Origin of the sequence: Rhodanobacter sp. Root627, from assembly GCF_001427835.1 — a bacterium.
In the GTDB taxonomy this organism is placed as follows: domain Bacteria; phylum Pseudomonadota; class Gammaproteobacteria; order Xanthomonadales; family Rhodanobacteraceae; genus Rhodanobacter; species Rhodanobacter ginsenosidimutans.
Genome location: NZ_LMGW01000002.1, coordinates 43,414 through 69,743 on the forward strand (window position 1 = coordinate 43,414; position 26,330 = coordinate 69,743).

The 26,330-nt window shown below is 65.3% G+C and carries 26 protein-coding genes and 1 riboswitch; of the genes, 2 read left to right on the forward strand and 24 right to left on the reverse strand.

Translation table 11 applies throughout. The annotated features are described in order from the left end of the window. Positions 1 to 34: 34 nt before the first annotated feature. The 23 genes from ASD68_RS07595 to glyA form a co-directional block, all read right to left on the reverse strand. Positions 35 to 1,273, reverse strand: a complete 1,239-nt coding sequence (locus tag ASD68_RS07595) for an FtsX-like permease family protein (RefSeq protein WP_056605350.1) — start codon at positions 1,271 to 1,273, stop codon at positions 35 to 37. 10 nt (positions 1,274 to 1,283) lie between these two features. Next, positions 1,284 to 2,594, reverse strand: a complete 1,311-nt coding sequence (locus ASD68_RS07600; protein ID WP_056605353.1) for an ABC transporter permease — start codon at positions 2,592 to 2,594, stop codon at positions 1,284 to 1,286. A 108-nt stretch (positions 2,595 to 2,702) separates the two neighbouring features. Continuing rightward, positions 2,703 to 3,422, reverse strand: coding sequence for an ABC transporter ATP-binding protein (locus ASD68_RS07605; RefSeq protein WP_056081199.1), 720 nt, complete (start codon positions 3,420 to 3,422; stop codon positions 2,703 to 2,705). 131 nt (positions 3,423 to 3,553) lie between these two features. After that, on the reverse strand, positions 3,554 to 4,825 hold the full coding sequence (locus ASD68_RS07610) for an efflux RND transporter periplasmic adaptor subunit (RefSeq protein WP_056607367.1): 1,272 nt from the start codon (positions 4,823 to 4,825) through the stop codon (positions 3,554 to 3,556). Between the two features lie 297 nt (positions 4,826 to 5,122). Then, entirely contained in the window at positions 5,123 to 5,695 is a 573-nt protein-coding gene (locus ASD68_RS07615; RefSeq protein ID WP_056605356.1) for a hypothetical protein, read from the reverse strand. Positions 5,696 to 5,766: 71 nt separating this feature from the next. Then, positions 5,767 to 5,973 (reverse strand): hemin uptake protein HemP, encoded by a 207-nt coding sequence (locus ASD68_RS07620; RefSeq protein ID WP_082520178.1) that lies wholly within the window; start codon positions 5,971 to 5,973, stop codon positions 5,767 to 5,769. A 90-nt stretch (positions 5,974 to 6,063) separates the two neighbouring features. Then, entirely contained in the window at positions 6,064 to 7,038 is a 975-nt protein-coding gene (locus ASD68_RS07625) for an aldo/keto reductase (RefSeq protein WP_056605359.1), read from the reverse strand. 130 nt (positions 7,039 to 7,168) lie between these two features. Further along, the gene (locus ASD68_RS07630; RefSeq protein WP_056605362.1) at positions 7,169 to 7,666 is read right to left on the reverse strand and encodes a hypothetical protein; all 498 of its coding nucleotides are present in this window, start codon (positions 7,664 to 7,666) and stop codon (positions 7,169 to 7,171) included. 216 nt (positions 7,667 to 7,882) lie between these two features. Further along, on the reverse strand, positions 7,883 to 8,743 hold the full coding sequence (ygiD, locus tag ASD68_RS07635) for a 4,5-DOPA dioxygenase extradiol (protein WP_235578678.1): 861 nt from the start codon (positions 8,741 to 8,743) through the stop codon (positions 7,883 to 7,885). A gap of 109 nt (positions 8,744 to 8,852) precedes the next feature. Continuing rightward, positions 8,853 to 9,461, reverse strand: coding sequence for a cold shock and DUF1294 domain-containing protein (locus ASD68_RS17265; RefSeq protein ID WP_082546003.1), 609 nt, complete (start codon positions 9,459 to 9,461; stop codon positions 8,853 to 8,855). 533 nt (positions 9,462 to 9,994) lie between these two features. Further along, positions 9,995 to 10,690 carry a hypothetical protein gene (locus tag ASD68_RS07650; protein WP_056605374.1) on the reverse strand — a complete coding sequence of 232 codons (696 nt, stop codon included), beginning with the start codon at positions 10,688 to 10,690 and terminating at the stop codon, positions 9,995 to 9,997. 1 nt (position 10,691) lies between these two features. Beyond that, positions 10,692 to 11,288: a DarT ssDNA thymidine ADP-ribosyltransferase family protein gene (locus ASD68_RS07655; protein ID WP_056605377.1), complete on the reverse strand. Its 597-nt coding sequence runs from the start codon at positions 11,286 to 11,288 to the stop codon at positions 10,692 to 10,694. A gap of 252 nt (positions 11,289 to 11,540) precedes the next feature. Further along, positions 11,541 to 12,065, reverse strand: coding sequence for a phosphatidylglycerophosphatase A (locus ASD68_RS07660; RefSeq protein WP_056605380.1), 525 nt, complete (start codon positions 12,063 to 12,065; stop codon positions 11,541 to 11,543). After that, positions 12,062 to 13,030: a thiamine-phosphate kinase gene (gene thiL, locus ASD68_RS07665; protein ID WP_056605382.1), complete on the reverse strand. Its 969-nt coding sequence runs from the start codon at positions 13,028 to 13,030 to the stop codon at positions 12,062 to 12,064. The genes ASD68_RS07660 and thiL overlap by 4 nt, the downstream gene beginning before the upstream one ends. A 140-nt stretch (positions 13,031 to 13,170) precedes the next feature. Further along, on the reverse strand, positions 13,171 to 13,608 hold the full coding sequence (gene nusB / locus ASD68_RS07670; RefSeq protein WP_056605384.1) for a transcription antitermination factor NusB: 438 nt from the start codon (positions 13,606 to 13,608) through the stop codon (positions 13,171 to 13,173). Next, a complete protein-coding gene (gene ribE / locus ASD68_RS07675; RefSeq protein ID WP_056605387.1) occupies positions 13,605 to 14,069 on the reverse strand; it encodes a 6,7-dimethyl-8-ribityllumazine synthase in 465 nt (154 codons plus the stop codon). The genes nusB and ribE overlap by 4 nt, the downstream gene beginning before the upstream one ends. Before the next feature lie 213 nt (positions 14,070 to 14,282). Beyond that, positions 14,283 to 15,209, reverse strand: coding sequence for a muramoyltetrapeptide carboxypeptidase (gene ldcA, locus ASD68_RS07680; protein ID WP_056605390.1), 927 nt, complete (start codon positions 15,207 to 15,209; stop codon positions 14,283 to 14,285). Between the two features lie 187 nt (positions 15,210 to 15,396). Beyond that, positions 15,397 to 16,485, reverse strand: coding sequence for a 3,4-dihydroxy-2-butanone-4-phosphate synthase (gene ribB / locus ASD68_RS07685; protein ID WP_056605393.1), 1,089 nt, complete (start codon positions 16,483 to 16,485; stop codon positions 15,397 to 15,399). A 145-nt stretch (positions 16,486 to 16,630) separates the two neighbouring features. Beyond that, positions 16,631 to 17,272: a riboflavin synthase gene (locus tag ASD68_RS07690; protein WP_056605396.1), complete on the reverse strand. Its 642-nt coding sequence runs from the start codon at positions 17,270 to 17,272 to the stop codon at positions 16,631 to 16,633. Positions 17,273 to 17,402: 130 nt separating this feature from the next. Next, positions 17,403 to 17,571, reverse strand: a riboswitch (FMN riboswitch). A 166-nt stretch (positions 17,572 to 17,737) separates the two neighbouring features. Further along, positions 17,738 to 18,763, reverse strand: coding sequence for a Gfo/Idh/MocA family oxidoreductase (locus ASD68_RS07695; RefSeq protein ID WP_056605399.1), 1,026 nt, complete (start codon positions 18,761 to 18,763; stop codon positions 17,738 to 17,740). 47 nt (positions 18,764 to 18,810) lie between these two features. Further along, positions 18,811 to 19,923 (reverse strand): bifunctional diaminohydroxyphosphoribosylaminopyrimidine deaminase/5-amino-6-(5-phosphoribosylamino)uracil reductase RibD, encoded by a 1,113-nt coding sequence (gene ribD / locus ASD68_RS07700; RefSeq protein WP_343123439.1) that lies wholly within the window; start codon positions 19,921 to 19,923, stop codon positions 18,811 to 18,813. Positions 19,924 to 20,043: 120 nt separating this feature from the next. Then, entirely contained in the window at positions 20,044 to 20,550 is a 507-nt protein-coding gene (nrdR, locus tag ASD68_RS07705) for a transcriptional regulator NrdR (protein WP_056081238.1), read from the reverse strand. Positions 20,551 to 20,655: 105 nt separating this feature from the next. After that, complete coding sequence (gene glyA, locus ASD68_RS07710; protein WP_056605402.1) at positions 20,656 to 21,909, reverse strand: serine hydroxymethyltransferase; 1,254 nt, start codon at positions 21,907 to 21,909, stop codon at positions 20,656 to 20,658. Between the two features lie 188 nt (positions 21,910 to 22,097). Between glyA and ettA the strand changes: the two genes are divergently transcribed. After that, complete coding sequence (gene ettA, locus ASD68_RS07715; protein ID WP_056605405.1) at positions 22,098 to 23,762, forward strand: energy-dependent translational throttle protein EttA; 1,665 nt, start codon at positions 22,098 to 22,100, stop codon at positions 23,760 to 23,762. 105 nt (positions 23,763 to 23,867) lie between these two features. On the opposite strand, the gene ASD68_RS07720 is transcribed toward ettA, so the two are convergent. Continuing rightward, positions 23,868 to 25,406: a hypothetical protein gene (locus ASD68_RS07720; protein ID WP_056605407.1), complete on the reverse strand. Its 1,539-nt coding sequence runs from the start codon at positions 25,404 to 25,406 to the stop codon at positions 23,868 to 23,870. 109 nt (positions 25,407 to 25,515) lie between these two features. Here ASD68_RS07720 and pyrF point away from each other — a divergent pair, with 109 nt between their 5' ends. Further along, positions 25,516 to 26,328 carry an orotidine-5'-phosphate decarboxylase gene (gene pyrF, locus ASD68_RS07725; RefSeq protein ID WP_056605409.1) on the forward strand — a complete coding sequence of 271 codons (813 nt, stop codon included), beginning with the start codon at positions 25,516 to 25,518 and terminating at the stop codon, positions 26,326 to 26,328. The last annotated feature ends 2 nt before the right edge of the window (positions 26,329 to 26,330 follow it).

Sequence of the window (26,330 nt, forward strand, 5' to 3'; positions counted from 1 at the left end):
GCCCTCCCCTGCATGCAGGGGAGGGAGTAGAAACTCACACGCTCCGTGTCGCCTCCACCGGCGATACGTGCGAAGCACGCAACGCCGGCGCCAGCACCGCACCCTGGCCGAGCACCAACAACGCCACCACGCCGGCCGCCACGTAAGCCAGCGACAGCCGCGCCATTTCGAACTGGCTGACCATCCACACGTTGATACCGATCGCCAGCACCGCGCCGACCATCACCCCGCCGATGCCGATCAACAGGTTTTCAGTAAGGAAATAGTTGAGGATGTCGCGGCGCGTGGCGCCCAGCGCGCGGCGCACGCCGATCTGCTTGCGCCGCTGGCCGACCCAGAAACTGGTGAGGCCCACGATGCCCGCGGCGGTGATCGCCAGCAGCACCGCGCTGATGATGGCCATCAGGATCGCCATGCCGCGGTCGCTTTCGAAGACGCGGTGACGGATCTGCGCGTAGTCGAGCACACCATCCTTCGAATCGATGATGCGCAAGCGGCTCTGCGCGAACAGCGCCTTGGGCGCCGCGCGCATCGCGGCGGCGAGCTGACCCGGCTTGGCGCGCACGATGTAGTAGATGCCGCGCGCATCATCCGGTCGCGCCGGCCAGATCAGCGACTGCCCGACATAAGCCTTGTTCCAAGAGGACACGCCCTGTCGGTGCAGATGTTCCACGATGCCGATGATCGTGGTGGGCGTCGCGCTCATCGCATGGAAGCTCTTGCCCAGCGCCGAGCCGTCGGGAAACAGCCGGTCGGCGAGTGCCTTGCTCACAATCACCTGCGGGGGAACGACCGCCTCCTGAGTACCCATCACAAGGACTTCGCCGGGATGGAAATTGCGCCCCGCAACCAACCGCAAGCCAAGCGTGTCGAGCAGGTGTTCGTCGCCTATGTACACCGCCGAATCGGTGGTCGGCTTGACCTGGTCGGGTGTCATCGTGATGAAGTTGTCCCACCCACTACCCTGCAGCGGATAGCCGGTGGATGGGGCGGCGTCGCGCACGGCGGGCAGGTTTCGCAGCGCTATCAGGTCGGCACGCACCTGGGCATCGATCTGCTGGGTCGGCCTGTCGGTGGCCCACTGGTTCTGGATCACGAACACGTCGGCCTCATCGACGCCAGTGCGCGCGGACAGGTTGGTCAGCCGCTGCTCGATGATGAACAACGCATTGCAGACGATCGCCAGGGTCAGCGCGATCTGCAACGCGATAAGCAACGTGCCGGCCTTGTGACGGCGCAACGCGACGAGGATGGGTTTGATCTGAAGGTGCATGGTCATCCCCTCAGTTGGACTTCAGCTGCCAGGCCGGCTGCACGCGCGCCGCGCGCCAGGCCGGGTAAAACGCGGCGAGCACGGTGGCGACGATCGCCACCAACAAGGTCAGCCCCACCAGCGAGAAATCGAGCTGCGCCAGCTTCGCGATCTGCGGCGGGAACAGCACGCCCACGCCAGTCACCCCGACGGCAGTAAACAGCAGGCCCAGGACTCCGCCGGCAAGGCCCACCGTGCCCGCCTCGATCAGGTACTGGGTGTAGATCTCGCGCCGCGAGGCGCCGAGGGCGCGACGCACACCGATCTCGCCGGCGCGGCGCAGGAACTTTGCCAGCAGCAGGCCGATGGTGTTGATCAGGCAGATCAGGAAGAAGCCCAGTGCCACCAACAGGGAAATGCGGCTTTCCGGTGGCACGACGTGTTCGTGGTCGAGCCACTGCGTCACGTTGTGCAAGCGCACGTTGGGTGCCCAGGCAAAGCGGCCGGCCCGCTGCTGATCGGCGGCATAGCTCTCGAGGAAACGGTGGTAGCGCGTGACCTCGACGGCGCTATCCAGCTCCACCCACGCGGTGATCCACACACAGTTGCTCTGCAGGTAGTCCTCCCAGCCGGTGAAGTTGAGGTGGCCGCGGCAGCTGTTGCGGCCGCCCGGGCGCATCTTCAGATCCAGCGCGCGGGTGAACGGTATGTAGAAGTCCGACGCTTCCTTGAAGCCGCTGGTACTGAACAAGTCGAAGAAGCGCGGCGAAGGGTTCCAGTGACGGGTCACGCCCACCACGCGATAGTCGTGACCACTGAGGTTGACCGTGCGGCCCACGCTGTCGGCACCGCCGAACAGCTTCTGGTTGAGCTGGTCACTGATCACCACCTCGGCGCCGCGTGCCTGGTCGTCTCGCGCGCTCCAGCCGCTGCCGTACTGGAACGGCACCTCGAACATGGGGAAGAAGTCGCCCCCGACGGCGTAACCGTCCGCAGGAAGGGGAAGGTCGCGGTCGCCAGCCGGCATCACCGACATCTGGATCATGTACAGCAGCGTCTGGCGCTTTGCTTCGCGCGCATGCATCAACGCCATCGCGTCCACGTAATCCAGCGCTTCCGGCGGCTCGCCCTTGTCGTTTTGTTGCGGCCCCCAGTTGTCGATCAGCGGGATGAACAGCTGTGAGGATTTATCGGGAATGGGATTGCCGGATACGGCGCGGAACACCGACCAGGTGATCATCGACGCCGCCACCCCGAAACCGATCGCCATCACCATCAACGCGGTGAGCGCCGGATTGCGCCGGAGGCTGCGGAAGCCGAGTTGGAGGTAGTAGGTGAACATGCGTGGGTTCCGGGAATGGAGAATCGGGAATGGGGAATCGGAAAGCGGCGGTCTCGCGAGCTTGCGCTCTCAACGATTCCCTATTCCCGATTCCCCATTCCCTGCTCTTCAGCCACGCACTTCGCCAGCGGCGACTTGCGCCGGGTGAAAGCGCGGGTCTTCCGACAACTCCACCACCTGGCCGTCGATGATGTGCACGTTGCGCTGGGCGCGTGCGGCCAGCTCGGGGTCATGCGTGACCATTACGATGGTGGCGCCTTCGCGGTGGATGTCTTCCAGCAATTCCAGCACGCTGCGCGCCATCTGCGTGTCCAGGTTGCCGGTGGGCTCATCCGCCAGCAGCAGGCGCGGCGAGCCGGCCAGGGCGCGGGCGATGGCCACGCGTTGCTGCTGGCCGCCGGAGAGTTCGGCCGGGTAGTGCTTTGCGCGCGAGGCCAGGCCCACGCGCTCCAGCGACTCCATGATCCGCTGCTTGCGCTCGGCCGCCTTCATGCCGCGGTAGCGCAACGGCACCTCGATGTTGTCGAACACGTTGAGGTCGGGGATCAGGTTGAACGCTTGGAAGATGAAGCCGATCTTCTCGTTGCGGATCTTCGAGCGGGCGTTGTCGTTGAGGTTGCTCACCTCGATGCCATCGAGGTGGTACTCGCCACCGCTGAAGGTTTCCAGCAAGCCGGCGATGGTGAGGAAGGTGGTCTTGCCCGAACCGGACGGCCCGGTAACGGCCACGAACTCGCCCTCCTTCACGTCGATGTTGAAATCGCGCAGCGCGTAGGTCTCCACCACTTCGGTGCGGTAGACCTTGGACAGGTGGGTCATTTTCAGCATGGTTGCGTCCCTTGGTGGTGGTGTCTTGGCTCCTCCCCCTGCGTGCAGGGGGAGGCTGGGAAGGGGTGCGGGCTTGCGGAAGAGCTACCCCACCCCAGCCCTCCCCTGCGAGCAGGGGAGGGAGAAAATCGTCAGTTGCTGATCGCGACCGTCGTCGCGCCCTTGAAGCTGTCCGTACCGGAAATCACGATGCGGTCGCCTTCCTTCAGGCCATCGAGGATTTCCACCTTGTCGATGCTGGAGGCGCCCACGCGGATCGGGGTCTTGGTGGCGATGTCGTCGTGCACCAGATAGGCGTAGCTGCCGCCGGATTCGTCCACGAACGAGCCGCGCTGCACGGTCAGCACGTTGTCGCGCTTGTCCAGCAGCACGCGCACGGACAGGCGCTGGTTCTGCCGCAACTGTTTGGGCGTATCGCCGGCGAAGCGCAGCCGCGCGGCCACTTGGCCGTTGACCACTTCGGGCGAGATCGCGCTCACCAAACCTTTCCAGGTATGACCGTTGCCGCTGATCTCGCCAGCCATGCCGATGCCCAGATCGCGCGCGAAGCTTTCCGGCACCTGCATTTCCACCTGCAGCGCGGACAGGTCGATGACGCTGAGCAGTTGCGCGTCCTTGGCCACGGTGGCGCGCTCGGCGATGAACAGCTGGCCGACCTGCCCGTCCACCGGTGATTTCACGTTGAGGTCGTCGACCTGGCGCTGCAGATCCTTCACCAGCAGCAACTGGCGCTCGTGTGCCAGCTTCTTCGACTGGATGTCGAAGTTGAGGCTGGCGTTGTCCATGCCCAGGTCGGCCTTGGCGTGCTGCAGCGTGATCTGCGCCTTGTGCAGCGCGTCCTTGGCGCGGTCCACGTCCATGCCGGGCACCGCGCCCTTGCCGAATGCCTTCTGGTTGCGATCGAGATCGCGCGCGGCGGCCTGCTCGTCGATCTTGGCGTTGTCGTACGCCTTCTGCAGTTCGCCGCGCTGCTTGCGCGCATCGATCTGGGCGCGCTGGTAATCCACCTCCATCGCGTCGGCGTTGCTCTGCTCCTGCGCCAGCTTGTTGGTCAGCTCGGGGCTCACGATGGTGGCCAGCACCTGGCCCTCCTTCACCGTATCGCCCGCGTGCACCTTCAACGTCACCGCGCCGCCGGAGGTGGCGTACAGCGTGGGGCTCACCGCCGCCACCACCTTGCCCTCGGCCGCGATATCGCGCACGAACGGCCCCCGCTCCACCGTGGCGAATGACAAGCGCGAACTGCTGACCGACGCGGACGCGGAAAACATGCGCCCGATCCCCGGCGCCAACCACACCAGCAGGGCCAGCACGGCCACGCCAACGCCCGCCAGAATCACCCGTCGTCGACGGTTGGGTTTGACCTCGACCATGCGGTCTTGCGCGGAGGTATCACGAATCATCTTGCCCTTCCCGACCGCGGACAGCGCGGTAGCACGGGAGGATTGCAAGTGATGTGCCAGCAGAGAGGGTTACTTATATTCCATTGGAATCAAAGTGTTGGTGACCACGCATCGGCCACGCCGAGTGTCCGCGGACAATGCTGCGGACAGGCGGACAGGAAGAGCGCCCCCCTTCCGCCCTGTCGGGCACCTTCCCCCGCAGGCGGGGGAAGGAAGCTGGCTGTTTCGAGGAGTCCGATCGCTCCCTTCCCCCGTTTCACGGGGGAAGGTGCCCGACAGGGCGGAAGGGGGCGCTCTTCAAGCCCCAACCACCCTCTCCAACGGCAACGCCTCAGCCCGCGCAACCTGCCCCGCCACCCGCTGCCCCACCACCGAAGCCACTGGCGCGAGCCGCACGTCAAACACCCACAAGCCAGCCAAAGCCCGCCCATCAAAACAACACAAGCGTGCACTGGCCGGCTGAAAACGCCGCGAAACACGCCAGCCAACCGGAGGCTCCACGCCCTCGCCCGCCGCCAGCAACCGGTCCCAGGCGAGATAGTCGGTATCCGGCAACAGATGCAACCGAGCCTGGGTCGCGCCGCGCACATCCACGCATTCGATCCATTCGCGCGGGCCTTCCGTGGTCACTTCGCCAACTTCCGCCAGCCAGTGCGTGCGCAACAACGGTTGCAGATCAGCCGAACCCAGCAGCCAGCCAGGCGGTGACCGGGTGTCGGCGCACTCGCCCGGCAGGTACAACACGCAGCCGAGGGCCGGCAGCCGGTGCATCAACTCCAGCGGCGTGAGCCGCCGCCAGCGCCGGGTGACGTAGGTGGGTGCGGGGTGATAGCCCAGACATTGCAAGATGGAAAATGGACGGCCAAACATGGATCACCTCGACGGTGGCCCGGCTGGCGCATGCGCACTGGCTGAGGCGTGGAAACTGGGGGTGGCGCGAGCTACTTGGTGAGGATCAACTTGTCGTTGCGCGTGAGGCGCAAGTGGTATTCGTTGCCCTGGTGCTGGATCACCAGCTCACGCGCGCCATCGAGCAGCGCGAGGCTGTTGACGCGGCGCACCGCGCTGGTTGTCATCGACAGCGGGCGTCGACGTGATTCGCCGATGGAAACGACGGGGGATGACAACAACTGGGAGGAAGGCGACATCGGGAGCTCCAGCGCGGCGACGGTTTAAAGATGATAATGATTCTCATTAACCTGTCAACCGTCCCGCAGCGGAGCTCGCGGAAATCCCGCTCAGCCCGCCATCGCCTGCTCGATCCGCTGTGCCACGGCTGCATCCAGCCGCGGCAGCACGTCCATCGCGCCCAGGTTGTGCTCCAGCTGCTCCAGCCGGCTGGCGCCCAGCATCACGGTGGACACGTGCGGGTTCAGCAGGCACCACGCCAGGGCCAGTTGCACCTGGCTCACGCCCAGGTCGTCGGCGATCGTCTTCAGCGCGCGCACCTTGCCGATGCGCTTGTCCAGGCCATCGCCCAGCAGGCTGTCGCGCAGCCATTCGTAACCTTCCTGCGCCAGCCGCGAATCCGGCGGCACGCCGTTGTTGTACTTGCCGCTGAGCAGGCCGGACGCCAGCGGCGACCAGATGGTGGTGCCCATGCCATAGGCCTCGTACAGCGGCGCGTATTCCACCTCCACCCGCTGGCGATGCAGCAGGTTGTATTCGGGCTGCTCCATCACCGGCGCGTACATGTGGTTTTCGCGGGCCACGCGATGCGCCGCGTGGATTTCCTCGGCCGACCATTCGCTGGTGCCCCAGTACAACACCTTGCCTTGGCGGATCAGCGTATCCATCGCCGCCACTGTTTCCTCCATCGGCGTTTCCGGATCGGCGCGATGGCAGAAATACAGGTCCAGGTAATCCACCCGCAACCGCTGCATTGCCTGGTGGCAGGCTTCGATCACGTGTTTGCGCGACAGCCCGCGCTGGGTCGGCAGCGGGTTCGTGGCCGAGCCGAAAAACACCTTGCTGGACACGCAGTAGCTGTCGCGCGGAAAACGCAGGTCGGCCAGCACATCGCCCATCACTTCCTCGGCCACGCCGTGGTTGTAGATCTCGGCGTTGTCGAAAAAATTCACCCCGCGCGCATGCGCCAACGCCAGCAACTCGCGCGCCTGCGTGCGGTCCACCTGCTTCCCGAACGTCACCCACGCGCCAAACGACAACGCGGAAAGCTGCAGGCCGGATTTGCCAAGGCGACGGTATTGCATGGGCGTTTCTCCATGGATCGGGTGAGGTAGCGCGCCGCAGCCAGCTGCGGCGACGAACTGCCGACATTACCTCAGCTGGCCTCAGCGCCGCGAGAAAGTGGGAAAAGCGCCGGGTGCGTTCCCCGCGCCTTCAGGCCGACGGTCGCTTGTACGTGGTCACCTGCGTCCACAGCGCCCGCGTCAGGGCAAGCACCTCCTCGCGGCTCAGCTCGGTTTCGGCGCCGATGAACACCTCCATCATCACGCCACGCTCAGCCACCACCACCTGCCGAAGGGATTGGGATGGCTCGCTGCCGAAACCCACTGCCACTTCGGCCAAGTCGCCCAATGCAGGCGACCCAGCGTTGCCGTAAGTCTGCGCGGCCTCGGCCAGGATCAGGCGTACGGATTGATCGAACTGGCGCGAGCCGCCCGCCGCGGCACGCGTGAGAAGTCCGACCTGGATGCGCCCGCCGCTGCTGTCCTCGCCGTCGACACGGAACTCGCAGGTACCCGGCCCGCGCTCGGTGACCGGCACGCCGTGCAGCGCTGAAGTCGCCGCCTCCAGCATCAGCGCGCAAACGTCGACGTTCTTCTCCGACGCCACCCGATGGTTGCAGCCGGCCAGCAGCAACAGCGGGAGAACCAACAGTACGTGGCGTGACCGATGAAAGGCCCGAAACCACGCCTTCCCGGCCCGCACGGAAACCGGGCCCGGAAAGCATCCGCCCCCATGAGTGTCTGCAGCATGCATCGGTTTATCCCCTGTCGATGATCAAGCGGCTCAAGCGTCTTGCGGACCATACGCGACAACCGGGGGCGCCGGAATGTGCATGCCCTTCCCCCAGCAACACCCGCACAACCGCTAGATATTGGTCCCGTCGGACGGCGCGTCACTGCCCAGTGGCGATGCCCCGGGCAAACCCGCCGCGGCAGGCGGGCACGACACGCCCACGCCAAACGACGTCATCGACAGCGAGCCATAGGCGTAACCATCGACCAGCACTTTCGGCGTGTCCCCGGTGGCCGCGCTGAACCCGGCGATGTACAGCAGCGGCAGGAAGTGCTCCGGCGTGGGCGCCACGCGGCCGAAGTCGCGATGCGACACCAGCTGCGCCGCATCCGCGGGGCGGTCCGTCATCACGTCGATCGCCTCCTCGCTGAACGGCCGCACCCAATCGAAACCCAGGTCGGGCGAACGGCCGTCCATGGCGCGCAGGTTGTGCACCACGTTGCCACTCCCCATCAACAGCACGCCGCGTTGGCGCAGCGCCGCCAGCCGAATGCCCAGCTCCACGTGATAACGCGCGGGCTCGGCGGCGTTGATCGACAACTGCACCACCGGCACGTCGGCATCCGGAAACGCATGCACCAGCACCGACCAGGTGCCGTGATCCAGCCCCCAGCTGTCCGCATCCGCGCCCACGTAATCGGGCTTCGCCACCTCGGCCACTTCCTCGGCCAGCTCCGGCAACCCGGGCGCAGGGTAGTCGACATCGAACAGCGCCTGCGGAAAGCCGTAAAAATCGTGGATCGTCTTCGGCCGCGCCATCGCCGTCACCGCCGTGGCGTTGACGTACCAATGCGCCGACACCATCAGGATCGCCCGCGGCTTCGGCATCGATGCGCCGAACGCACGCCATGCCTCCGTATAGCGGTTGCGCTCCAACGCATTCATCGGACTGCCGTGGCCGATGAACGCGGCGGGCATGACGGGAGTGGGCATGGCGCATCCTCGGGCGGCGAAGATTGGAGATTACGCCCCCCCCAGTCTGAGCGGGCCGATGTGGTCTTCGGGCGAAGCCGGTACGTGCCCTCTTTCTGGCGAGGGATGGCTAGCCGCCGATCGCTTGCGCCACCTCGGCCGCCAGACCGGATCTGACGAACCAGATGCACATGCCCACATTCAAGAAAACCGTGACCCAGAAAGCCGCCTGGAATGACGCCTTCGCGGTCTTGTGGTGGAACTGCTGCTGAGCCACAAGCGCCCCGGGCCAGCCGCCCAGAAGATCCATCAAGTGCAAGTTGTTCTCGGGCGTGCGACGCGCCCCTTTCTGCGCGGCCGACTTGTCCCACCAATACAGCAGATACGACAAGACACTGAGACCGAGATACGCGCCGAGCAGCAGAGGCGGCAGCAGGCCAAACGCCGCGGCGCCGCCAATCAACCCGAGGACGCAAATCCCCAGCACCGCTCGCGGAAAACGCGATGGTTTCCGGGGGACCGCAACCTTCTCACCCGCATGGCGAATCTGCTGCGCATTGGTCCGCCCGCGCTCGTCAACCACGGGAAGATACGAAACGAGATCCCCCGCAACCGGTCGACGCGAACCGCGCTGGAACTGGCGGATATGGACGAACGCACGAGTTCCGCCGCCATTCGGGACCACGAATCCAAATCCCTTTTCATCGTTCCAGTCGGTGATGCGGCCGGCGTATCGCATTAGTACCCCTACCAACAATCAGCGCTGTGGTTGGCGGTGGCGTCGCCACCCGCATCGAACAGAGATTCAACCTCGCCACCCCGCTGAACCTATAGCGCATCGCCCTGACCGCGAACGAACGGGCCCAGAAGTAAAGGCCAGCAATGCACGCAAGGGGGAAACCCGTGCCGCTGGTCCAGAAGATAAGTTGGCCAAAAACATCCATGTAGCCTCTAACGCCTGAATTAAGCGGCGGCGGTACGCCGTCCGCTTGGGCGAGGAGTTAGACGGTTGCGACGCTGCTTGCTCGGACGACAACGATTGCCACGACGAGCGCACCGCTTGAACAACCAGCCACCCCCAAACAACCAGCTCTGAAAGCTGAGGCTTGCGACGACGCCGCGCGAAAAGCTGCTGCGGCGACGGACGACAAGCCAGCGCGAAACTGGGCGAAACGCGTGCAACGAAGAACCCACACGAGCTACCGACTAACGCCTGAGTTAAGCCGAGCCGCGAAGCGGCTTCGGCTTGAACGAATTGTTAGCGCCCACCCGTTAGAACATCGACTTTTGGCGCTCTTTGTTTGAGTGCGGTTGTTCTAGAGAGTCAGGGAGCAGAATTTGCATAAAGCGCTCTGACGATCGCGCGCACTCGTCCAGCAGTTCTAGCCGATCTAGTGCGACGTACGTGGCACAGGAGCGGGCTTGGCAGTTGATGGACTTTTCCGGATTGAACTCGATGTCCGTAAATCCAGCATATTGATGTAGGCGTTGCAAGAACTCTCTGTGCGGATAAAGCGCTCTTATGTAGAGCCAATCATAGAAGGCCGTCTTTGGGATGAGCGGAAAGTCTTGCCCCTCAAAACGGAAGCCAATCAGCTTTCCCGAGCTAGATAGCCTTTCATCACGCTTCGCGTCTCTGCTCTCGACACCAAACAGGTCTGTATAAGGGCCGCCGTGCTCGAAAACTTTGCTCCCTTGAAAGGCGCATTCAAGTGAGATCACGCCTCCCTCATCCAGCTCTACCTTCAGATTGAAGGCGCTGAGTCTTTGTCCGAGCTTCTCTTCGGACTTTGACGAGACTTCAAGCAAAGGCTCAATGCCGCGCTTTGCAGCCGCCGTGTGAAGCTCAGAGACGTTCTTCTTCTTTTGGGAAGGTGCCATACCCTTGTGCCACAAGAACGAGACACTGGTTTCCTCCACCAGTCGGCCGGTCCGTTGTGAAGGCATGAAGATGGGGCGTTCTGCCACGTTAAATACCAGAGATTAGTGATAGGGGAATCCGCCCGGGTACAAGCAGCTCGTACTTACAAGCGCGCTTCTTTCGCTCAAACAAAGATGGATCAAGCCATTTGTGCGCAGGAGCTATGACCTCAAAATCCATCTCCGAGACAGCCGCTGTTAGGTCCATCATCTCTACACCAGATTTGTTGGCGACATCCGGACAGAACAGAACTCCTGGCGTGTGAATAACGCTCGGATCAATGCGGAGGAATCGAGACTCTTGAATTCTCCCATCTTTTCGCGCTACGAACTCCATCGGATGTTCAGGCAAGAAGCAAAGATGGACGTAGTTGTCTTGTCCTTTGATCGCATCCGCATCGTGGCTCCAATCATTTCCGCCCGGCGCAACGACGTTGCCTCTGATTTGTGACCACGGAAGCAGGCCGCCATGGGCTTTGATGGACTGCAGATTTCGGGTGTCTGTGAAGTGATAGAAGCTGGTAATTCCAAATCGTTGCAAGAACTCGGACGGTGTAATGATCCCAGATGCCTGAGTAGGCTGCCCGGAGACCGGAAAGTTTCCGGCCTGCAACGTCTCCAAGAGCTTTTTGAGAAGGTCATTCATGCGTCGTGGCTTCAATGAGTGGGCGCTAACGCTATGTAGATTTCAAAACGCAGTGTAATCCGGCAGTCTAATCACTGGCCTCGTTCGTCTTCCGTTCGACGACATACCCGCGAAATCAGATAGTTGGCTCCCGCAACGCAATCTAATCGCTCCATCTATCCCTGTCGCGATTCGCGCCGCAATTTCCTCGAAGCCGCCGCGATCCGTGTACCGGTTCAGCCACGCTCGATTGGGCCATGTCTCGATTGCCAGTCAACGTAACACCAACAACCCTACCCCCAACACCACCCCCGCAAACACCCCCGCGATCACGTCGTCGATCATCACCCCAAACCCACCCTTCACGCGGCGATCCAGCCAACGGATGGGCCAGGGTTTCCACACGTCGAACAGGCGGAACAGGGCGAAGGCGGCGATGGGCATCCACCAGGCCAGGCCGGTGGATGGCAGCAGGATGGCGATGCCCAGTGGCAGCAGGGCGATCCATTGGCCGATGAATTCGTCCCAGACCAGGCTGCGGTGGTCGTCCACGCCCAGTGCGCGGCCGGCGATGGTGCAGGCCCAGACGCCGATGGCGAAGCCGACGACCAGCACGGCAATGTAAAGCCACAACGGCAGCTGGCGCAGGGCCAGCCAGGGGATGAAGGCGGCGACCGAGCCGAAGGTGCCTTGGGCGATGGGCGCCAAGCCGGAGCCGAAGCCGCAGGCCAGCCAGCCGGCGGGGGTGGCCAGCAGGGCGCGGCGTTGGTCGGGGCTGAGGGTTTTCTTGGCGCTCATGCGAAATGCTCCCAGCCCTTCATGGTGACGGTCAGCGGGCGGCCATCGGCGGCGCGCACGCGCACGTCGTGGCCTTCGACGATGCGGCCGATGCGGGTCGCGGGGCAACCGGCTTCGGCCAACGCCGCCAGGGCGTTCGCCAACCGCTGCGGCGGCACGGTGAAGCAGAGTTCGTAGTTGTCGCCACCGCTCAGCGCCAGTTGCAGCGATTCATCCTCGCCATGCAGTTCACGCAGCGCGGGCGAGCGCGGCAGTTGTGTCGCCTCCAGTTCCGCGCCCACGCCGCTGGCGCTGCAGATATGGCCGAGGTCGGCCAGCAGACCGTCGGAAATATCCACGCAGGCGCTGGCCAGCCCCCGCAGGGCGATGCCAGCGGCCACGCGCGGCTCGGGGCGGGTCAAGCGTTCGATCAGGGATTGGCGGAGAGTGGCCTGGTGCGCGTCGTCTTGCGGCGGTTCGCGCAAGGCGTACAAGCCCGCCAGCGCATCGCCCAATGTGCCGGTAACCAGCACTTCATCGCCCACCTGCGCGCCGGCGCGGGTCAGCGCCTGGCCCGGCGGCACGAAGCCGTGCACGGCTACGCTGATGCAAAACGGCCCACCGGTGGTATCACCGCCAACCAGGGCCAGCCGGTGCGGCTGCGCCAGTTGTGCGAAACCCTCGGCGAAGCCATCCACGAAGGGCGCGTCGGCCTTGGGCAAGGTCAGCGCCAGCAGAGCCCAGGCGGGCGTGGCGCCCATCGCGGCGAGATCGGAAAGATTGACCGCCAGCGCCTTCCAGCCCAGGTCGGCCGGTGCGGTGCCGGGCAGGAAATGCGTGCCTTCCACCATGGTGTCGATGGCCATCACCAGCTCCTGCCCTGCCGGTACCGCCAGCACGGCGGCGTCGTCACCGATGCCCAGGCGCACGTCGTCGCGTGGCTGGGCGGTGAGTTCGCGGATGCGATCGATCAGCCGGAATTCCATCGAGGCCCTTTGTGTTTTTTGTAGGAGCGGCTTCAGCCGCGATGCTTTTTGGCCGGGAATCGGGAATCGGGAATCGGGAATCGGGAATCGCGAAAAGCGTCGCGGCTGAAGCCGCTCCTACAGGTTTTTTGCGGGTGGGGTCAGCCGCGCTTCTCGACCGCGCGCAGTTCGCTGGCGAGTTTGTCCAGCACGCCGTTGACGTAGCTGTGGCCGTGGTCGGCGCCGAAGCGCTTGGTGACTTCGATGGCTTCGTTGATCACCACGCGGTACGGCACGTCGGGGCGGAATTTCAGCTCGTAGGCGGCCAGGCGCAGCGCGGCGCGTTCGATCGGATCGATCTGGGCGACTTCGCGGTCGATATGCGGGCGCAGGCTTTCGTCGAGCGCGTCGACGTTGGTTTCCACGCCGTGCAGCAGGTCTTCGAAGTACTCCAGGTCGGCAATCTCCATGTCCTGCTCGTGGCGGAACTGGTCGATCACCGCGTTCATGTGGCTGCCGCTCAACTGCCACGCATACAGCGCCTGCAGCGCGCGGCGGCGAGCGCGCGAACGCGCCTGCATGTCGATACTTTGGCTCATGCCAGCTTGCCGTAGAGATTGACCATTTCCAGCGCGGCCATGGCGGCGTCGGCGCCCTTGTTGCCGGCCTTGGTGCCGGAGCGCTCGATCGCCTGCTCGATGCTGTCGGTGGTGAGCACGCCGAACGCCACCGGCACGCCGGACGCGTACGCCGCCTGCGCCAGGCCCTTGGCGCATTCGCCGGCCACGTAGTCGAAGTGCGGGGTGGAACCGCGGATCACCGCGCCAAGGGCGATCACCGCCGTGTACTTGCCGCTGTTGGCCAGCTTGTGCGCGGCCAGCGCGATTTCCCAGGCGCCGGGCACGCGGACCAGGTCGATCGCATCGTCCGCCACGCCGTGGCGCACCAGCGCGTCACGCGCACCGGCCACCAGCGGTTCGACGACGAAGCCATTGAAGCGGCCGGCGACGATGACAAAGCGGCCTTTGGGCGTGGCGAAATCGCCTTCGATGATCTTCATTGCGGATTCCTTGGGTGGGCACAGCCCATGCTGGCCGGTCATTTTACGGGTTTGGGGCTTCGCCTGCTCTCTTTGCTCCCTCCCCTGCTTTGCAGGGGAGGGTTGGGGTGGGGTCGCTTTTGACCCCGGAAGATCAAAAGCCAACCCCCTCACCTAAAGGACTCCCTACGGTCGCCAGCCTCCCCCTGCCTTGCAGGGGAAGGAGTGCAGGCGTCAGAGCGACGGCAGATGCGGGTAATCGCTGAAACCAAGACTGGCCTCGCCGCCGCCCACGCGCAGCCTTGCCGGCGCGCTGAAGGGCAGCGTGAATTTGTCCGGTTCGTGGCCGGTGGGCAGGCCGTCGATCACCGGGATGCCGCAGGCGGCGCGGATCTGCTCGAAGCTGTGCTGCAGGCCGTAGCCGTTGTCGTAGGCGCTGCCGCGGCACTGGCTGAAATCGCCCAGCAGCAGCGCGCGCTGGCGCCCCAGCACACCGGACAGGTGCAGTTGGTACAGCAGCCGCTCGATCCGGAACGGCGGCTCGCCCACGTCCTCCACGAACAGGATGCCGCCCTCGATGGCGGGGAAATACGGCGTACCGATCAGGCTGCACAGCACGGCCAGGTTGCCACCCCACAGCGGGCCTTCGACCTCCGCTTCCGTTGCGGCCGTGGTGCGCCATGCGACCTGGGTCGCCGGCGAGCGCGCCGTCTGCCAGAAGTGCTGCCAGGTGAAATCACTCAAGGCTTCCGCGCCAAAATCCGCGCCCAGCATCGGGCCGCTAAAGGTGCACAGCCCGCTTTTTGCGTGCAGGGCCAGTTGCAGCGCAGTGAAATCGCTGTAACCGACCAGCAGCGTGTCGCCGCCGCTCAGCCGTTCGCGCAAGGCGTCGTAATGCAGATCGGCCAGCAACCGCGTGGCGCCGTAGCCGCCGCGGATCGCCAGCGCGATATCCGGCAGCGCATCCAGCGTGGCCAGCGCATTGATATCCGCCGCCCGTTGGGCGTCGCTGCCGGCGTAGCGCTGCTCGCTGCGGTCAAGCACGTCCAGCGCATCCACGACGCAACCGGCCTCGCGCAGCCGTTCCACGCCGCGCGTCATGGCGGCGCGATCGTGCGGATAGCCGGAAGGGGCGATCAGGCGGATGCGGGGTTCGGACATGGGCGCGGGTTCGGTGGGCGACGGTCGATTATGCGGGGATAGGGTGGCGGTTGCAGGGCGGAGGGATGGCGCGATGCCGCGACTTCTGTGTGGGAGCGGCTTCAGCCGCGATGCTCTTGGCTCTTCCAAATCCCAAATCCCGTAAAAGCATCGCGGCTGAAGCCGCTCCCACAGAAACAGGTGCGAGTCAAACGTACTCGACGACCTCCAGATCGAAACCGCCCAGGCCCACCAGCTTGCGCGGCGTGCCGATCACGCGCAGGCGGTGCACGCCGAGGTCGGCCAGGATCTGCGCGCCCAGGCCCAGTTCGCGCCATTCCTGCTGCGGGTCGGAGGTGGGTTCGGGCCGGGGCTGACGTTGCAGTCCAGCCAGCAGGGTGTCCGGCGTGTCATCGCCAGACAGCACCAGCAGCACGCCGCGATCCTCGTCGGCGATGCGGCGCAGGGCTTCGGTCACGGTGATGCCAAGATCGTCGCGTTGCAGGTGCAGCACGTCGGACAAGGTGTTGCGCACATGCACGCGCGACAGCACCGGCGCGCCGTCGTCCACCGTGCCGCGCACCAAGGCGAAGTGCAGGCCCTTGCGGATCACGTCGCGATACGCGACCAGCCGGAACGCGCCGAACTCGGTCTGCACGTCTTCCTCGTGCACGCGCTGCACGGTCTTCTCGGTTTCCAGCCGGTGGCGGATCAGGTCGGCAATGGAGCCGATCTTCAACCCGTGCTTGCGCGCGAAAACCTCCAGCTCCGGCCGGCGCGCCATCGAGCCGTCCTCATGCAGGATCTCGATCAGCACCGCCGCCGGCTCCAGCCCTGCCAGCGCCGCCAGGTCGCAGCCCGCTTCGGTGTGACCGGCGCGGCTCAGCACGCCACCCGGCAGCGCGGTGAGCGGAAAGATGTGCCCGGGCTGGGTCAGGTCCTGCGGCTTCGCATCCGCCTGCGCGGCCACCTGGATGGTGCGCGCGCGGTCGTGGGCGGAGATGCCGGTGGTGACGCCTTCGGCCGCCTCGATCGAGACGGTGAAGTTGGTGTGGTAGGCCGAGGTGTTGTCGCTGACCATCGGCTTCAGGCCCAACTGGCGCGTGCGCTGCTCGGTGAGCGTGACGCAGACCAGGCCGCGCGCCTCGCGCACCATGAAGTTGATGTCTTCGGGGCGCACTTTCTCGGCGGCCATGATCAGGTCGCCCTCGTTCTCGCGGTCTTCGTCGTCGACGATGACGACCATGCGGCCGGCGCGGATGTCTTCGAGGATTTCGGGGATGGTGTTGAAGGGCATGGGTGTATCCGTTTTGGCGGTTCCCTTCTCCCGATGGGAGAAGGTGCCCCGAAGGGGCGGATGAGGGTTCGGGCGGAGCGAAAGCGCTGCGCTCCGCCCGAACCCTCACCCCAACCCCTCTCCCAGGGGGAGAGGGGCTTCAGGATCAGGCAAAACCGTTCTGCTTCAGGAACGCCTCATCCAGCTTCGGCGTCTCGCCACTGGACAGCAGCCGTTCGATGTAGCGCGCCACCACGTCCACCTCGATATTCACCACATCGCCCACGCGGCGGGCGTGGAAGGCGGTGTGCTCGACGGTGTGCGGGATCAGGTTGACGCCGAAGCGATGGCCCGACACTTCGTTGACGGTGAGGCTGGTGCCGTCGATGCAGACCGAACCCTTGGCCGCGATGTATCGCGACAGGCTGGCGGGCACTTCGAAGGTCCACCGTTGCGAGCGGCCATCGGGCGTGATCGACACCACCTTGCCCAGCCCGTCGACGTGGCCGGACACCATATGGCCGCCCAAACGGTCGGCGAGGCGCAAGGCCTTTTCCAGGTTCACCGGATCGCCGGCTTTCAATTTTCCGAGAGAAGTCAGCGACAGCGTTTCGTTGGAGACGTCCGCCGCGAAACCGCGCGCTTCCAGCGTGACCGCCGTGAGGCAGACACCGGAGACGGCGATGGAATCGCCCAGTTGCACGTCGCGGAGATCGAGGTCGGCGGTATCGACATGAAGCCGCACGTCGCCGCCACGCGGTTCGAGCCGCGCGATGCGGCCCACGCATTGGATGATGCCGGTAAACATCAGCGCACCTCCGGCGGGAGGGCGAGGCGATGCCATGACTGAACGATTTTCATGAAACGTTTCCCGCGTCGAAAAAAGCGAAAAACGCCTCAAGGCATGAGGCCTGACGCACGCCGCGAAGCGTGTGCCGTGCCGTCTTCTCTTTATCCGGACTTTGAGGATGCGGTTGCCCGCATCCAACCGTCGGCTCCGGAGTCTGACCGGATCTGCTGACCTCCCAGTGGGACTGGAAGCGCTCGCGGGCTCGCCTCGAAAGGCCTACCGCCGGTGGGGAATTTCGCCCCGCCCTGAAGACGTCGTACTACCGGCCGAAGCCGGATGTGGCAGTCTAGCACCATCGCCGGGTAGGCCCCTGCGCTTTCTGGCCTCTGTAGGAGCGACTTCAGTCGCGACGCCTTTGCTTCGATGTCCCTGATAAGAGCGTCGCGACTGAAGTCGCTCCTACAGAAGGCGGCGCGTGCCGCGCTACAGCCCGATCTGCTGCCCCGTGGCGCGCCGGTAATCGCGCAGCACCTGGTCCATTACCCACGTGGTGCGCACGCCGCTGGCGGCAAGGTCCGGGCAGGCGGCGGGCTGGCCGTGGAGTTCGGCCACCAGGGTTTCGATCAGCGGCTGCTGGATGGTGCGCGGGTTCTCGATGTGGAACTCGCGCACGCCGGCGGCGTTCTCCAGCCGGATCGGACCGTCGCCGAAGGTGGCGAAGGAAAGCCGGCCCGCATCGCCCGTCACCTCGGTGAGATCGTGCCGCTGCAGCGCGTCGAAATTCCACAGGCCGGTACCGACCATGCCGTTGCCGAACGCGAACGCCATCGCCACGCTGTCCTCAGCCGGATAACTGCCGCGCTGGTTGCTGGCGTGGCCGCTGACGCGGGTGATGGGGCCGAACAGCCAGTCCAGGATGTTCAGCGTGTGGCAGCCGATGTCCACGAACAGCCCGCCGCCGGAAATCGCCGGGTTCACATGCCAGTGCGGCGACTGCGGACCGTCGTAGCGCGGGTTGTGCGAGGCGGTATGCACGCAATGCACCGAGCGCGGCGTGCCGATGGCGCGCTCGTCGAACAGCAACTCGCGCACCTTGTGGAAGCGCGGCAGCATGCGCCGGTAATAGGCCACGAACACCGGCACGTTGGCGGCGAGCCCGGCCGCCACGATGGCCTCGCATTCGGCCGCATCCATCGCGAAGGGTTTCTCCACGTAGACCGGCTTGCCCGCCGCGATGCTCATCAGCGCGTAGTGCTTGTGCGATGACGGCGGCGTGGCGATGTAGACGGCGTCCACATCGGGATCATCGACCAGGGCCTGGCCATCGTCATACCACTTCGCCACGCCATGGCGCTGGGCGTAATCGCGCGCCTTGGCGCCGTCACGGCGCATCACCGCCACCAGCGCGGACCCTTCCACCTTCTGGAAGGCCGGACCGCTTTTCACCTCGGTCACATCGCCGCAACCGATGATGCCCCAGCGGATGGTTTTCGGGTTGGCACTGCTCATGGCGATGGGCTCCTTGTGTGACGAACGGCCGCGGGGACTTCGGCGGCTCACGCGGGGCGCAGGCGCAAGCGGATGTCGGAGCCGAGCATGCGCTGGTCCAGCAACTGCAGCGACCAGCGTGAGGCCATGTCGGTCAGCGCCGGCAGGTTCATCAACGGCGCGGCTTCACTGCCCAGCAGCACCGGCGCGATGTACAGCAACAGCTCGTCCACCAGGCCGGCGGCGAACAATGCGCCGCACAGGGTCGGGCCAGCTTCGACGTGAATCTCGTTGCAATCGCGGCCGGCCAGCAGGGCCAGCACGGCATGCAGGTCGAGTGCGTCGCCCTGCTCCGGCACGCTGACGTATTCGACATGGTTGGAACGCGTTGCAGCGGGCGTTGCGTTCGCTGCGTGCAGCAGCAGCGTGGGGGCTGCGCCATCCAGCACATGGCTGCCGGCGGGCGTGCGCAGATGGCGGTCGAGGATCACGCGCAGGGGTTTGAAGCCCTCTCCCCCGGCAGCGCCGGGGGAGAGGGAGTTTGAAGCCTGCCGTACGGTGAGCCGGGGGTTGTCGGCCAGCACGGTGCCGCTGCCGCTGAGGATCGCGGAGCTGCGTGCGCGCCAATGCTGTACGTCGGCGCGGGCAGCCTCACCGGTGATCCATTTGGAATCGCCATTGGCCAGCGCGGTGCGGCCGTCCAGGCTCATCGCCAGCTTCACCCGCACGAACGGGCGACCGCGCTCGATGCGGCTGAAAAAACCGATATTCAGTTCGCGCGCGGCATCGCGCATCAAGCCGGTTTCGACCGTGATGCCGGCGGCGCGCAGGCGCTCGATGCCGCGGCCGGCCACCTGATCGAATGGATCCTCCGCGGCCACCACCACCCGCCCCACCCCGGCTGCCACCAGCGCGTCGGCGCACGGCGGTGTGCGGCCGTGGTGGGCGCAGGGTTCCAGCGTCACGTAGGCGGTGGCGCCGCGAGCGCGTGCGCCCGCCTCGCGCAGGGCGAAGACCTCGGCGTGGGGTTCGCCGGCGCGCTGGTGGAAGCCGGTGCCAAGCACGGTTTCACCGTCCGCGATCACGCAACCCACGCGTGGGTTGGGCGCCGTGGTGTACAGGCCGCACGCCGCGAGGCGCAGGGCGTGCGCCATGTGGGTATGGTCGGTGGCCGAAAACATCAGCCCATTCATCCGCATGTCAGCCGATCTGTGGGAGCGACTTCAGTCGCGATGCTCTTGATCTTTGCAGCAAAGGCATCGCGACTGAAGTCGCTCCCACAGGGAAAGCGCGGCCTCATGCTATTTGGGTTTGCCGCCGCCAAGCAGCGGCAATTGCAGATCCGACAAGCCCGGCAGATCGCGCTCCAGCTTCTCGATCTCCTCGCGAAACGCGTGCACGTCCTCGAACTTGCGGTAGACCGAGGCAAAGCGCACGTACGCCACCTGGTCGAGATTCTTCAGCTCGCGCATCACCAACTCGCCGAGTTGGCGCGACGGAATCTCGCGCTCGCCGCTGCGGCGCAGGTCGTTGATGATGGTGCGCACGGCGCTGTCCACGTCATGGCTTGGCACCGGCCGCTTCTGCAGCGCGCGCTCGAAACTCACGCGCAACTTGCGCTCGTCGAACGTCTCGCGCCGCTCGCCACTTTTCACGATCGTCGGCAACTTCAACTCGGCCGTCTCGAACGTGTTGAACCGCTCACCGCACTGCGGACATTCGCGCCGCCGACGCACCGTGCTGCCGTCCTCGGTCAGCCGCGAATCGATCACCCGCGTGTCTTCGTGCTGGCAGAAGGGGCAGTGCATGGTTAGGGGAATGAGGAATGGGGAATGGGGAATGGGAAAAAGCAAAAGCGCCCGGGAAGCCGGCTTTCACCGATTCCCCATTCCCCATTCCCCATTCCCGGCATCTCAGCCATACACCGGGAACTTGCGGCACTGCTCGGTGACCTTGCTGCGCACCGCCGCGATCACCGCCTCGTCTTCCGGTGCGTCCAGCACATCGCAGATCCAGTTCGCCAGCTCGGTCACGTCCGCTTCCTTGTAGCCGCGGGTGGTGACGGCCGGGGTGCCGACGCGCAGGCCGGAGGTGACGAAGGGCTTGCGCGGGTCGTTCGGCACGGCGTTCTTGTTGACGGTGATGTGGGCCTTGCCCAGCGCTTCCTCGGCCGCCTTGCCGGTGACGTCCTTGCCGATCATGTCGACCAGCATCAGGTGGTTTTCTGTGCCGCCGGAGACGATCTTGTAGCCGCGCTCGATGAAGGTCTTGGCCATCGCCTTGGCGTTCTTCACCACTTGCGCCTGGTAGCTCTTGAACTCGGGCTCCAGCGCTTCCTTGAACGCCACCGCCTTGGCGGCGATCACGTGCATCAGCGGGCCGCCCTGGATGCCGGGGAACACGATCGACTGCAGCTTCTTCTCGATTTCCTCACCCGCACCCTTGGCCACGATGAGGCCGCCACGCGGGCCGCGCAGGGTCTTGTGGGTGGTGGAGGTGACCACGTGCGCGTGTGGCAGCGGGCTGGGATAGACGCCCGCGGCGATCAGGCCGGCGACGTGGGCCATGTCGACGAAGAACAGCGCGCCCACCGAATCGGCGATCTTGCGCATGCGCGCCCAGTCGACCACTTGCGAATACGCGCTGAAGCCGCCCACCAGCATCTTCGGCTGGTGCTCCGTGGCCAGGCGCTGCACTTCGTCGTAATCGATCAGGCCGTTCTCGTCGACGCCGTACTGGATCGCGTTGAACAGCTTGCCGGAGACGTTGACCTTGGCGCCGTGGGTCAGGTGGCCGCCGTGGGCCAGGCTCATGCCCAGGATGGTGTCGCCCGGCTGCAGCAGCGCCAGGTAAACCGCCTGGTTGGCCTGCGAGCCGGAATGCGGCTGCACGTTGGCGTAGTCGGCGTCGAACAGCTGCTTCAGGCGCTCGATGGCCAGCTTCTCGGCCACGTCCACATACTCGCAGCCGCCGTAGTAGCGCTTGCCCGGATAGCCTTCGGCGTACTTGTTGGTGAGCTTGGAGCCCTGCGCTTCCAGCACGCGCGGGCTGGCGTAGTTCTCCGAGGCGATCAGCTCGACGTGATCTTCCTGGCGCTGGCCTTCATCGGCGATGGCCTTGGCCAGTTCGTCGTCATAACCGGCAATCGTGCAGTCCTTGGGGAACATTCTGGCCTCGGCGGGGTGGTGGCGGGATTTAGCCGGAAATTGTAGCGCTGCCGGGCTTTTGCGGCCACCGGCAGCTGGCTACGCGCGGGTTCATCGGCGCGATGGCACAAGCCGCTATAATGCGCGGTTTGATGAATTCCCTTTCCGCGCCGCCCGTCGGTGGCGCGGCGCACGCTTTCGGAGGTTGCATGAGCTCGCAGTACATCTACACCATGAATGGGGTCAGCAAGATCGTCCCGCCGAAGCGGCAGATCATCAAGGACATCTCGCTCAGCTTCTTCCCCGGCGCCAAGATCGGCCTGCTCGGCGTCAACGGCGCGGGCAAGTCCACCGTGCTGCGGATCATGGCCGGCGTGGATACCGACTTCCAGGGCGAGGCGCGCGCCCAGCCCGGCACCAAGATCGGCTACCTGGCGCAGGAGCCGAACCTGGACCCCGAGAAGACCGTGCGCGAAGTGGTCGAGGAAGGCGTCTCGGAAATTCTCGATGCGCAGAAGCGGCTGGAAGAGGTCTACGCCGCCTACGCCGAGGACGGCGCGGATTTCGACAAGCTGGCCAAGGAACAGGAACAGCTGGAAAACCTGCTGGCCGCCAACGACGCGCATGCGCTGGAGCGCCAGCTGGAAGTGGCCGCCGACGCGCTGCGCCTGCCGGCGTGGGATGCCGTCGTCGGCCCGCTTTCCGGTGGCGAAAAGCGCCGCGTGGCGCTATGCCGCCTGCTGCTGTCCAAGCCGGACATGCTGCTGCTCGACGAACCCACCAACCACTTGGACGCCGAGTCGGTCGACTGGCTGGAAAAATTCCTGCACGACTACCCCGGCACCGTGGTGGCGGTCACCCATGACCGCTACTTCCTCGACAACGCCGCCGAGTGGATCCTCGAACTCGACCGCGGCCGCGGCATCCCGTGGAAGGGCAACTACACCGAGTGGCTGGAGCAGAAGGACGCCCGTCTGAAGCAGGAAGCGAACCAGGAGAAGTCGCGCCAGAAGGCGATCGCGAAGGAGCTGGAGTGGGTGCGCTCGGCCGCCAAGGGCCGCCAGTCCAAGGGCAAGGCCCGCCTGGCCCGCTTCGAGGAACTGAATTCGGTCGACTACCAGCGCCGCAACGAGACGAATGAGATCTTCATCCCGCCGGGCGAGCGTCTGGGCCAGGAAGTGATCGAGTTCAAGAACGTGACCAAGTCGTTCGGCGACCGCGTGCTGATCGAGGACCTGTCGTTCAAGGTGCCGCCGGGCGCGATCATCGGCGTGATCGGCCCCAACGGCGCCGGCAAGTCGACCATGATGAAGATGATCATGGGCAAGGAACAGCCGGACACCGGCGAGGTGAAGCTGGGCCACACCACCAAGCTGGCCTACGTCGACCAGTCGCGCGATGCGCTCGACCCGAAGAACAACGTGTGGCAGGAAGTGTCCGGCGGTTCGGACATCCTCACCATCGGCAACTTCGAGATCCAGTCGCGCGCCTACATCGGCCGCTTCAACTTCAAGGGCACCGACCAGCAGAAGATCGTCGGCAGCCTGTCCGGCGGTGAGCGCGGCCGCCTGCACATGGCCAAGACCCTGCTGCAGGGCGGCAACGTGCTGCTGCTCGATGAGCCGTCCAACGACCTCGACGTGGAAACCCTGCGCGCGCTGGAAGACGCGTTGTTGGAATTCCCCGGCAGCGCGATCGTGATCTCGCATGACCGCTGGTTCCTCGACCGCATCGCCACCCACATCATCGCGTTCGAAGGCGACTCGCACGTGGAGTTCTTCCCCGGCAACTACAACGAGTACGAGGCCGACAAGAAGCGTCGCCTGGGCGACGATTCGGGTCCGAAGCGCGTGAAGTACAAAAAGCTGGCCTGATCGAACGACCTGTAGGAGCGGCTTCAGCCGCGACGCCTTTGCCTCGAATTTTCAGAGCAACAGCGTCGCGGCTGAAGCCGCTCCTACAAGTGCTATCCGTATTTCTCAGGCCTCGACCGTCACCAACACGGCACTACCACGCGGCAGCGACAACACGCCCCGCCCCGCATCGATCCGCAGCGTTTCATCGGAAACCGGCGACCAGTCGCCCGTATGCCCCACGGCGGCGCCAGCCAACGTGGTGTGGTGCACGTCGTCGATGCCCGGCGCCTGCAGACGCCACACCTTGGCCGCACTTCCCGCGTGGCCGAAATCCACCTGCAGATCCACATCACGCTGCAGATCCTTGTTGAACACCGCCAGCAGGCGCTGTCCGCCGCGGTCAGCCGCGTAGGCGGTGAGGTTGGCGCCATTCGCACGGAGCGCGGCATCGACGAAACCCGCCCCCGCGAACTGCCGCGCCAGCAGCAACCCGTAATACAGCGGGCGGGCGTAATAACCCTCCTCCGCATCGCCGGCGATGGGCGTGTAGCGGCCGCTGATCGCATCCAGCCGCTGCTCGTAGGTGGCACCCTTTGGCGCCGTCGCCACGTTCTTGTTGAGCGATGCCTCCAGTACCGACAGCGTGCCGGAGTGGATGTTGATGCCGTCCACGCCGGCCTGTGCGCAAGCCAGCGCGAAATCGCCGCCCCACAACGCCGAAGCGAAAGTATTGCTGACACCCAGCTTGCCGCCGCCCCAGTAGGAGTTCGCTTCGGTCAGCAGGAACGGCAGCTTCTTCGCCGCCGCCACCTTGGCGACCTGTTCCGCCTGCTGGATGAAGTCGGGGTCGCCACCCAGCATTTGCGCCACCGTGGTGGTCGGTTGCGGCGCGCCGCCGCGGTAGTAGTGATGCGTGAGTGCCACGATGTCGTTGGTGTCGTGGGCAAACTTCCGCACCCAGTCGATTTCATTGCTGGTGTCGGGGCCGGCGATCGGCACGTGCGCGCGCTGCCGGATCGCCCCGGCGGTTTTGCGCCACAACGCCAGGTACTCGTCGTAGCTGAAGGCGCTGCCATCCGCGTGCTTGTACAGGCTCGGCTCGTTGCCGATCTGGATCGCCTGCAACCGGTCGCCCACCGCGCGCTGCACCGCCTCGGCCAACTCGGCCGCCATCGCCGGCGAGCCGCGACGCAGGTTGACGCCGAACACCAGCCGCCAGCCGGTGGCATCGAGGAAGCCCGCCAGGTTCGTCAGCTGCTCGGGCGTAACCATGTACGGCCGCTTGAACACCGCGTGCGGCAATTGCTCGAACGGCGGCAGCGCGCCGGTGTAACCGCTCCACGCCGAGTAATCGCTGGAATTGCCGCCGATGCGCAACACGCCCTGCGGGTTCAACCGGCGCAGCATGCCGATCAGCGCCTTGTTCGATGCCGAGAAGTAGCTGGTGTCGTGCATCTGCAGCGTTTCGAAACTCAGGCCGACAAGGCCCGATGGCACGGTGCGACCAGTCGCCGACTTGCCCAGTTTCAACATGGCGCGCGTTGGCGTTCCGCCGGAACCACCGCCGGCTCGCGCGGCAAACGGGTTGATCAGCGCCATGGTGGCGGCAGTGGCACCGACCTGAAGGAAGCGACGGCGGCTGGCGGAAATCTCGTGCGTCATGGGCAAGGCCTCGCGGTTTCGAGATGACAGATCACTCTGGTCGACGATAAACGAAAAATCCCGCCAGCCGCTAAAATGGCCAACCGATCCCGCCGACCCGAGAGTGACCATGCGCTTTTCCGACGCCCTGCAGCAACGCTGGCGCCAGCACGACACCCTGGTCTGCGTGGGACTCGATCCGGACCCGGCGAAATTCCCCGCGCACATCAAGGGCGCGCCCGATGCGGTGTTCGCCTTCTGCCACGCCATCGTCGACGCCACCGCCGACCTGGCCTGCGCATTCAAACCGCAGATCGCCCACTTCGCAGCCCTGCGCGCCGAAGACGCACTCGAGCGCCTGATCGCCTACATCCACCAGCGGCATCCCGGCGTGCCGGTGATCCTGGACGCCAAGCGCGGCGACATCGGCAGCACGGCGCAGCATTACGTCACCGAGGCGTTCGACCGCTACGGCGCCGACGCTGTGACACTGAACCCGTACATGGGCCGCGATTCGATCCAGCCGTTCCTGGACCGCACCGACAAGGGCGTGATCCTGCTGTGCCGCACATCCAACCCCGGCGGCGCGGATTTCCAGGCGCTGGATTGCGGCGGCGTGCCGCTGTACCTGCGCGTGGCCGAAACCATCGCCCGCGACTGGAACACCCACGGCAACTGCGCCCTGGTCACTGGCGCCACCTGGCCCGAGGAAATCCGCCAGGTGCGTGCACTGGTAGGCGACATGCCGCTGCTGGTGCCGGGCATCGGCGCCCAGGGCGGCGACATCGAGGCGGTGATGCAGGCCGGCCGTACCACCGACGGCACCGGCCTGATGATCAACTCCTCCCGCGGCATCATCTACGCCGGCAACGACAAGGACTTCGCCCTCGCCGCACGCAACGCCGCCATCGAACTGCGCGACACGATCAATCGCTGCCGCTGAGC

What these genes read in the sequence shown, in the direction of transcription:
- ASD68_RS07595 (WP_056605350.1), bottom strand. Translation starts at nt 1,273, where the DNA reads ATGCACCTTCAGATCAAACCCATCCTCGTCGCGTTGCGCCGTCACAAG.
- ASD68_RS07600 (WP_056605353.1), bottom strand. Translation starts at nt 2,594, where the DNA reads ATGTTCACCTACTACCTCCAACTCGGCTTCCGCAGCCTCCGGCGCAAT.
- ASD68_RS07605 (WP_056081199.1), bottom strand. Translation starts at nt 3,422, where the DNA reads ATGCTGAAAATGACCCACCTGTCCAAGGTCTACCGCACCGAAGTGGTG.
- ASD68_RS07610 (WP_056607367.1), bottom strand. Translation starts at nt 4,825, where the DNA reads ATGATTCGTGATACCTCCGCGCAAGACCGCATGGTCGAGGTCAAACCC.
- ASD68_RS07615 (WP_056605356.1), bottom strand. Translation starts at nt 5,695, where the DNA reads ATGTTTGGCCGTCCATTTTCCATCTTGCAATGTCTGGGCTATCACCCC.
- ASD68_RS07620 (WP_082520178.1), bottom strand. Translation starts at nt 5,973, where the DNA reads ATGTCGCCTTCCTCCCAGTTGTTGTCATCCCCCGTCGTTTCCATCGGC.
- ASD68_RS07625 (WP_056605359.1), bottom strand. Translation starts at nt 7,038, where the DNA reads ATGCAATACCGTCGCCTTGGCAAATCCGGCCTGCAGCTTTCCGCGTTG.
- ygiD (WP_235578678.1), bottom strand. Translation starts at nt 8,743, where the DNA reads ATGCCCACTCCCGTCATGCCCGCCGCGTTCATCGGCCACGGCAGTCCG.
- ASD68_RS17265 (WP_082546003.1), bottom strand. Translation starts at nt 9,461, where the DNA reads ATGCGATACGCCGGCCGCATCACCGACTGGAACGATGAAAAGGGATTT.
- ASD68_RS07655 (WP_056605377.1), bottom strand. Translation starts at nt 11,288, where the DNA reads ATGAATGACCTTCTCAAAAAGCTCTTGGAGACGTTGCAGGCCGGAAAC.
- ASD68_RS07660 (WP_056605380.1), bottom strand. Translation starts at nt 12,065, where the DNA reads ATGAGCGCCAAGAAAACCCTCAGCCCCGACCAACGCCGCGCCCTGCTG.
- thiL (WP_056605382.1), bottom strand. Translation starts at nt 13,030, where the DNA reads ATGGAATTCCGGCTGATCGATCGCATCCGCGAACTCACCGCCCAGCCA.
- nusB (WP_056605384.1), bottom strand. Translation starts at nt 13,608, where the DNA reads ATGAGCCAAAGTATCGACATGCAGGCGCGTTCGCGCGCTCGCCGCCGC.
- ribE (WP_056605387.1), bottom strand. Translation starts at nt 14,069, where the DNA reads ATGAAGATCATCGAAGGCGATTTCGCCACGCCCAAAGGCCGCTTTGTC.
- ldcA (WP_056605390.1), bottom strand. Translation starts at nt 15,209, where the DNA reads ATGTCCGAACCCCGCATCCGCCTGATCGCCCCTTCCGGCTATCCGCAC.
- ribB (WP_056605393.1), bottom strand. Translation starts at nt 16,485, where the DNA reads ATGCCCTTCAACACCATCCCCGAAATCCTCGAAGACATCCGCGCCGGC.
- ASD68_RS07690 (WP_056605396.1), bottom strand. Translation starts at nt 17,272, where the DNA reads ATGTTTACCGGCATCATCCAATGCGTGGGCCGCATCGCGCGGCTCGAA.
- ASD68_RS07695 (WP_056605399.1), bottom strand. Translation starts at nt 18,763, where the DNA reads ATGAGCAGTGCCAACCCGAAAACCATCCGCTGGGGCATCATCGGTTGC.
- ribD (WP_343123439.1), bottom strand. Translation starts at nt 19,923, where the DNA reads ATGTTTTCGGCCACCGACCATACCCACATGGCGCACGCCCTGCGCCTC.
- nrdR (WP_056081238.1), bottom strand. Translation starts at nt 20,550, where the DNA reads ATGCACTGCCCCTTCTGCCAGCACGAAGACACGCGGGTGATCGATTCG.
- glyA (WP_056605402.1), bottom strand. Translation starts at nt 21,909, where the DNA reads ATGTTCCCCAAGGACTGCACGATTGCCGGTTATGACGACGAACTGGCC.
- ettA (WP_056605405.1), top strand. Translation starts at nt 22,098, where the DNA reads ATGAGCTCGCAGTACATCTACACCATGAATGGGGTCAGCAAGATCGTC.
- ASD68_RS07720 (WP_056605407.1), bottom strand. Translation starts at nt 25,406, where the DNA reads ATGACGCACGAGATTTCCGCCAGCCGCCGTCGCTTCCTTCAGGTCGGT.
- pyrF (WP_056605409.1), top strand. Translation starts at nt 25,516, where the DNA reads ATGCGCTTTTCCGACGCCCTGCAGCAACGCTGGCGCCAGCACGACACC.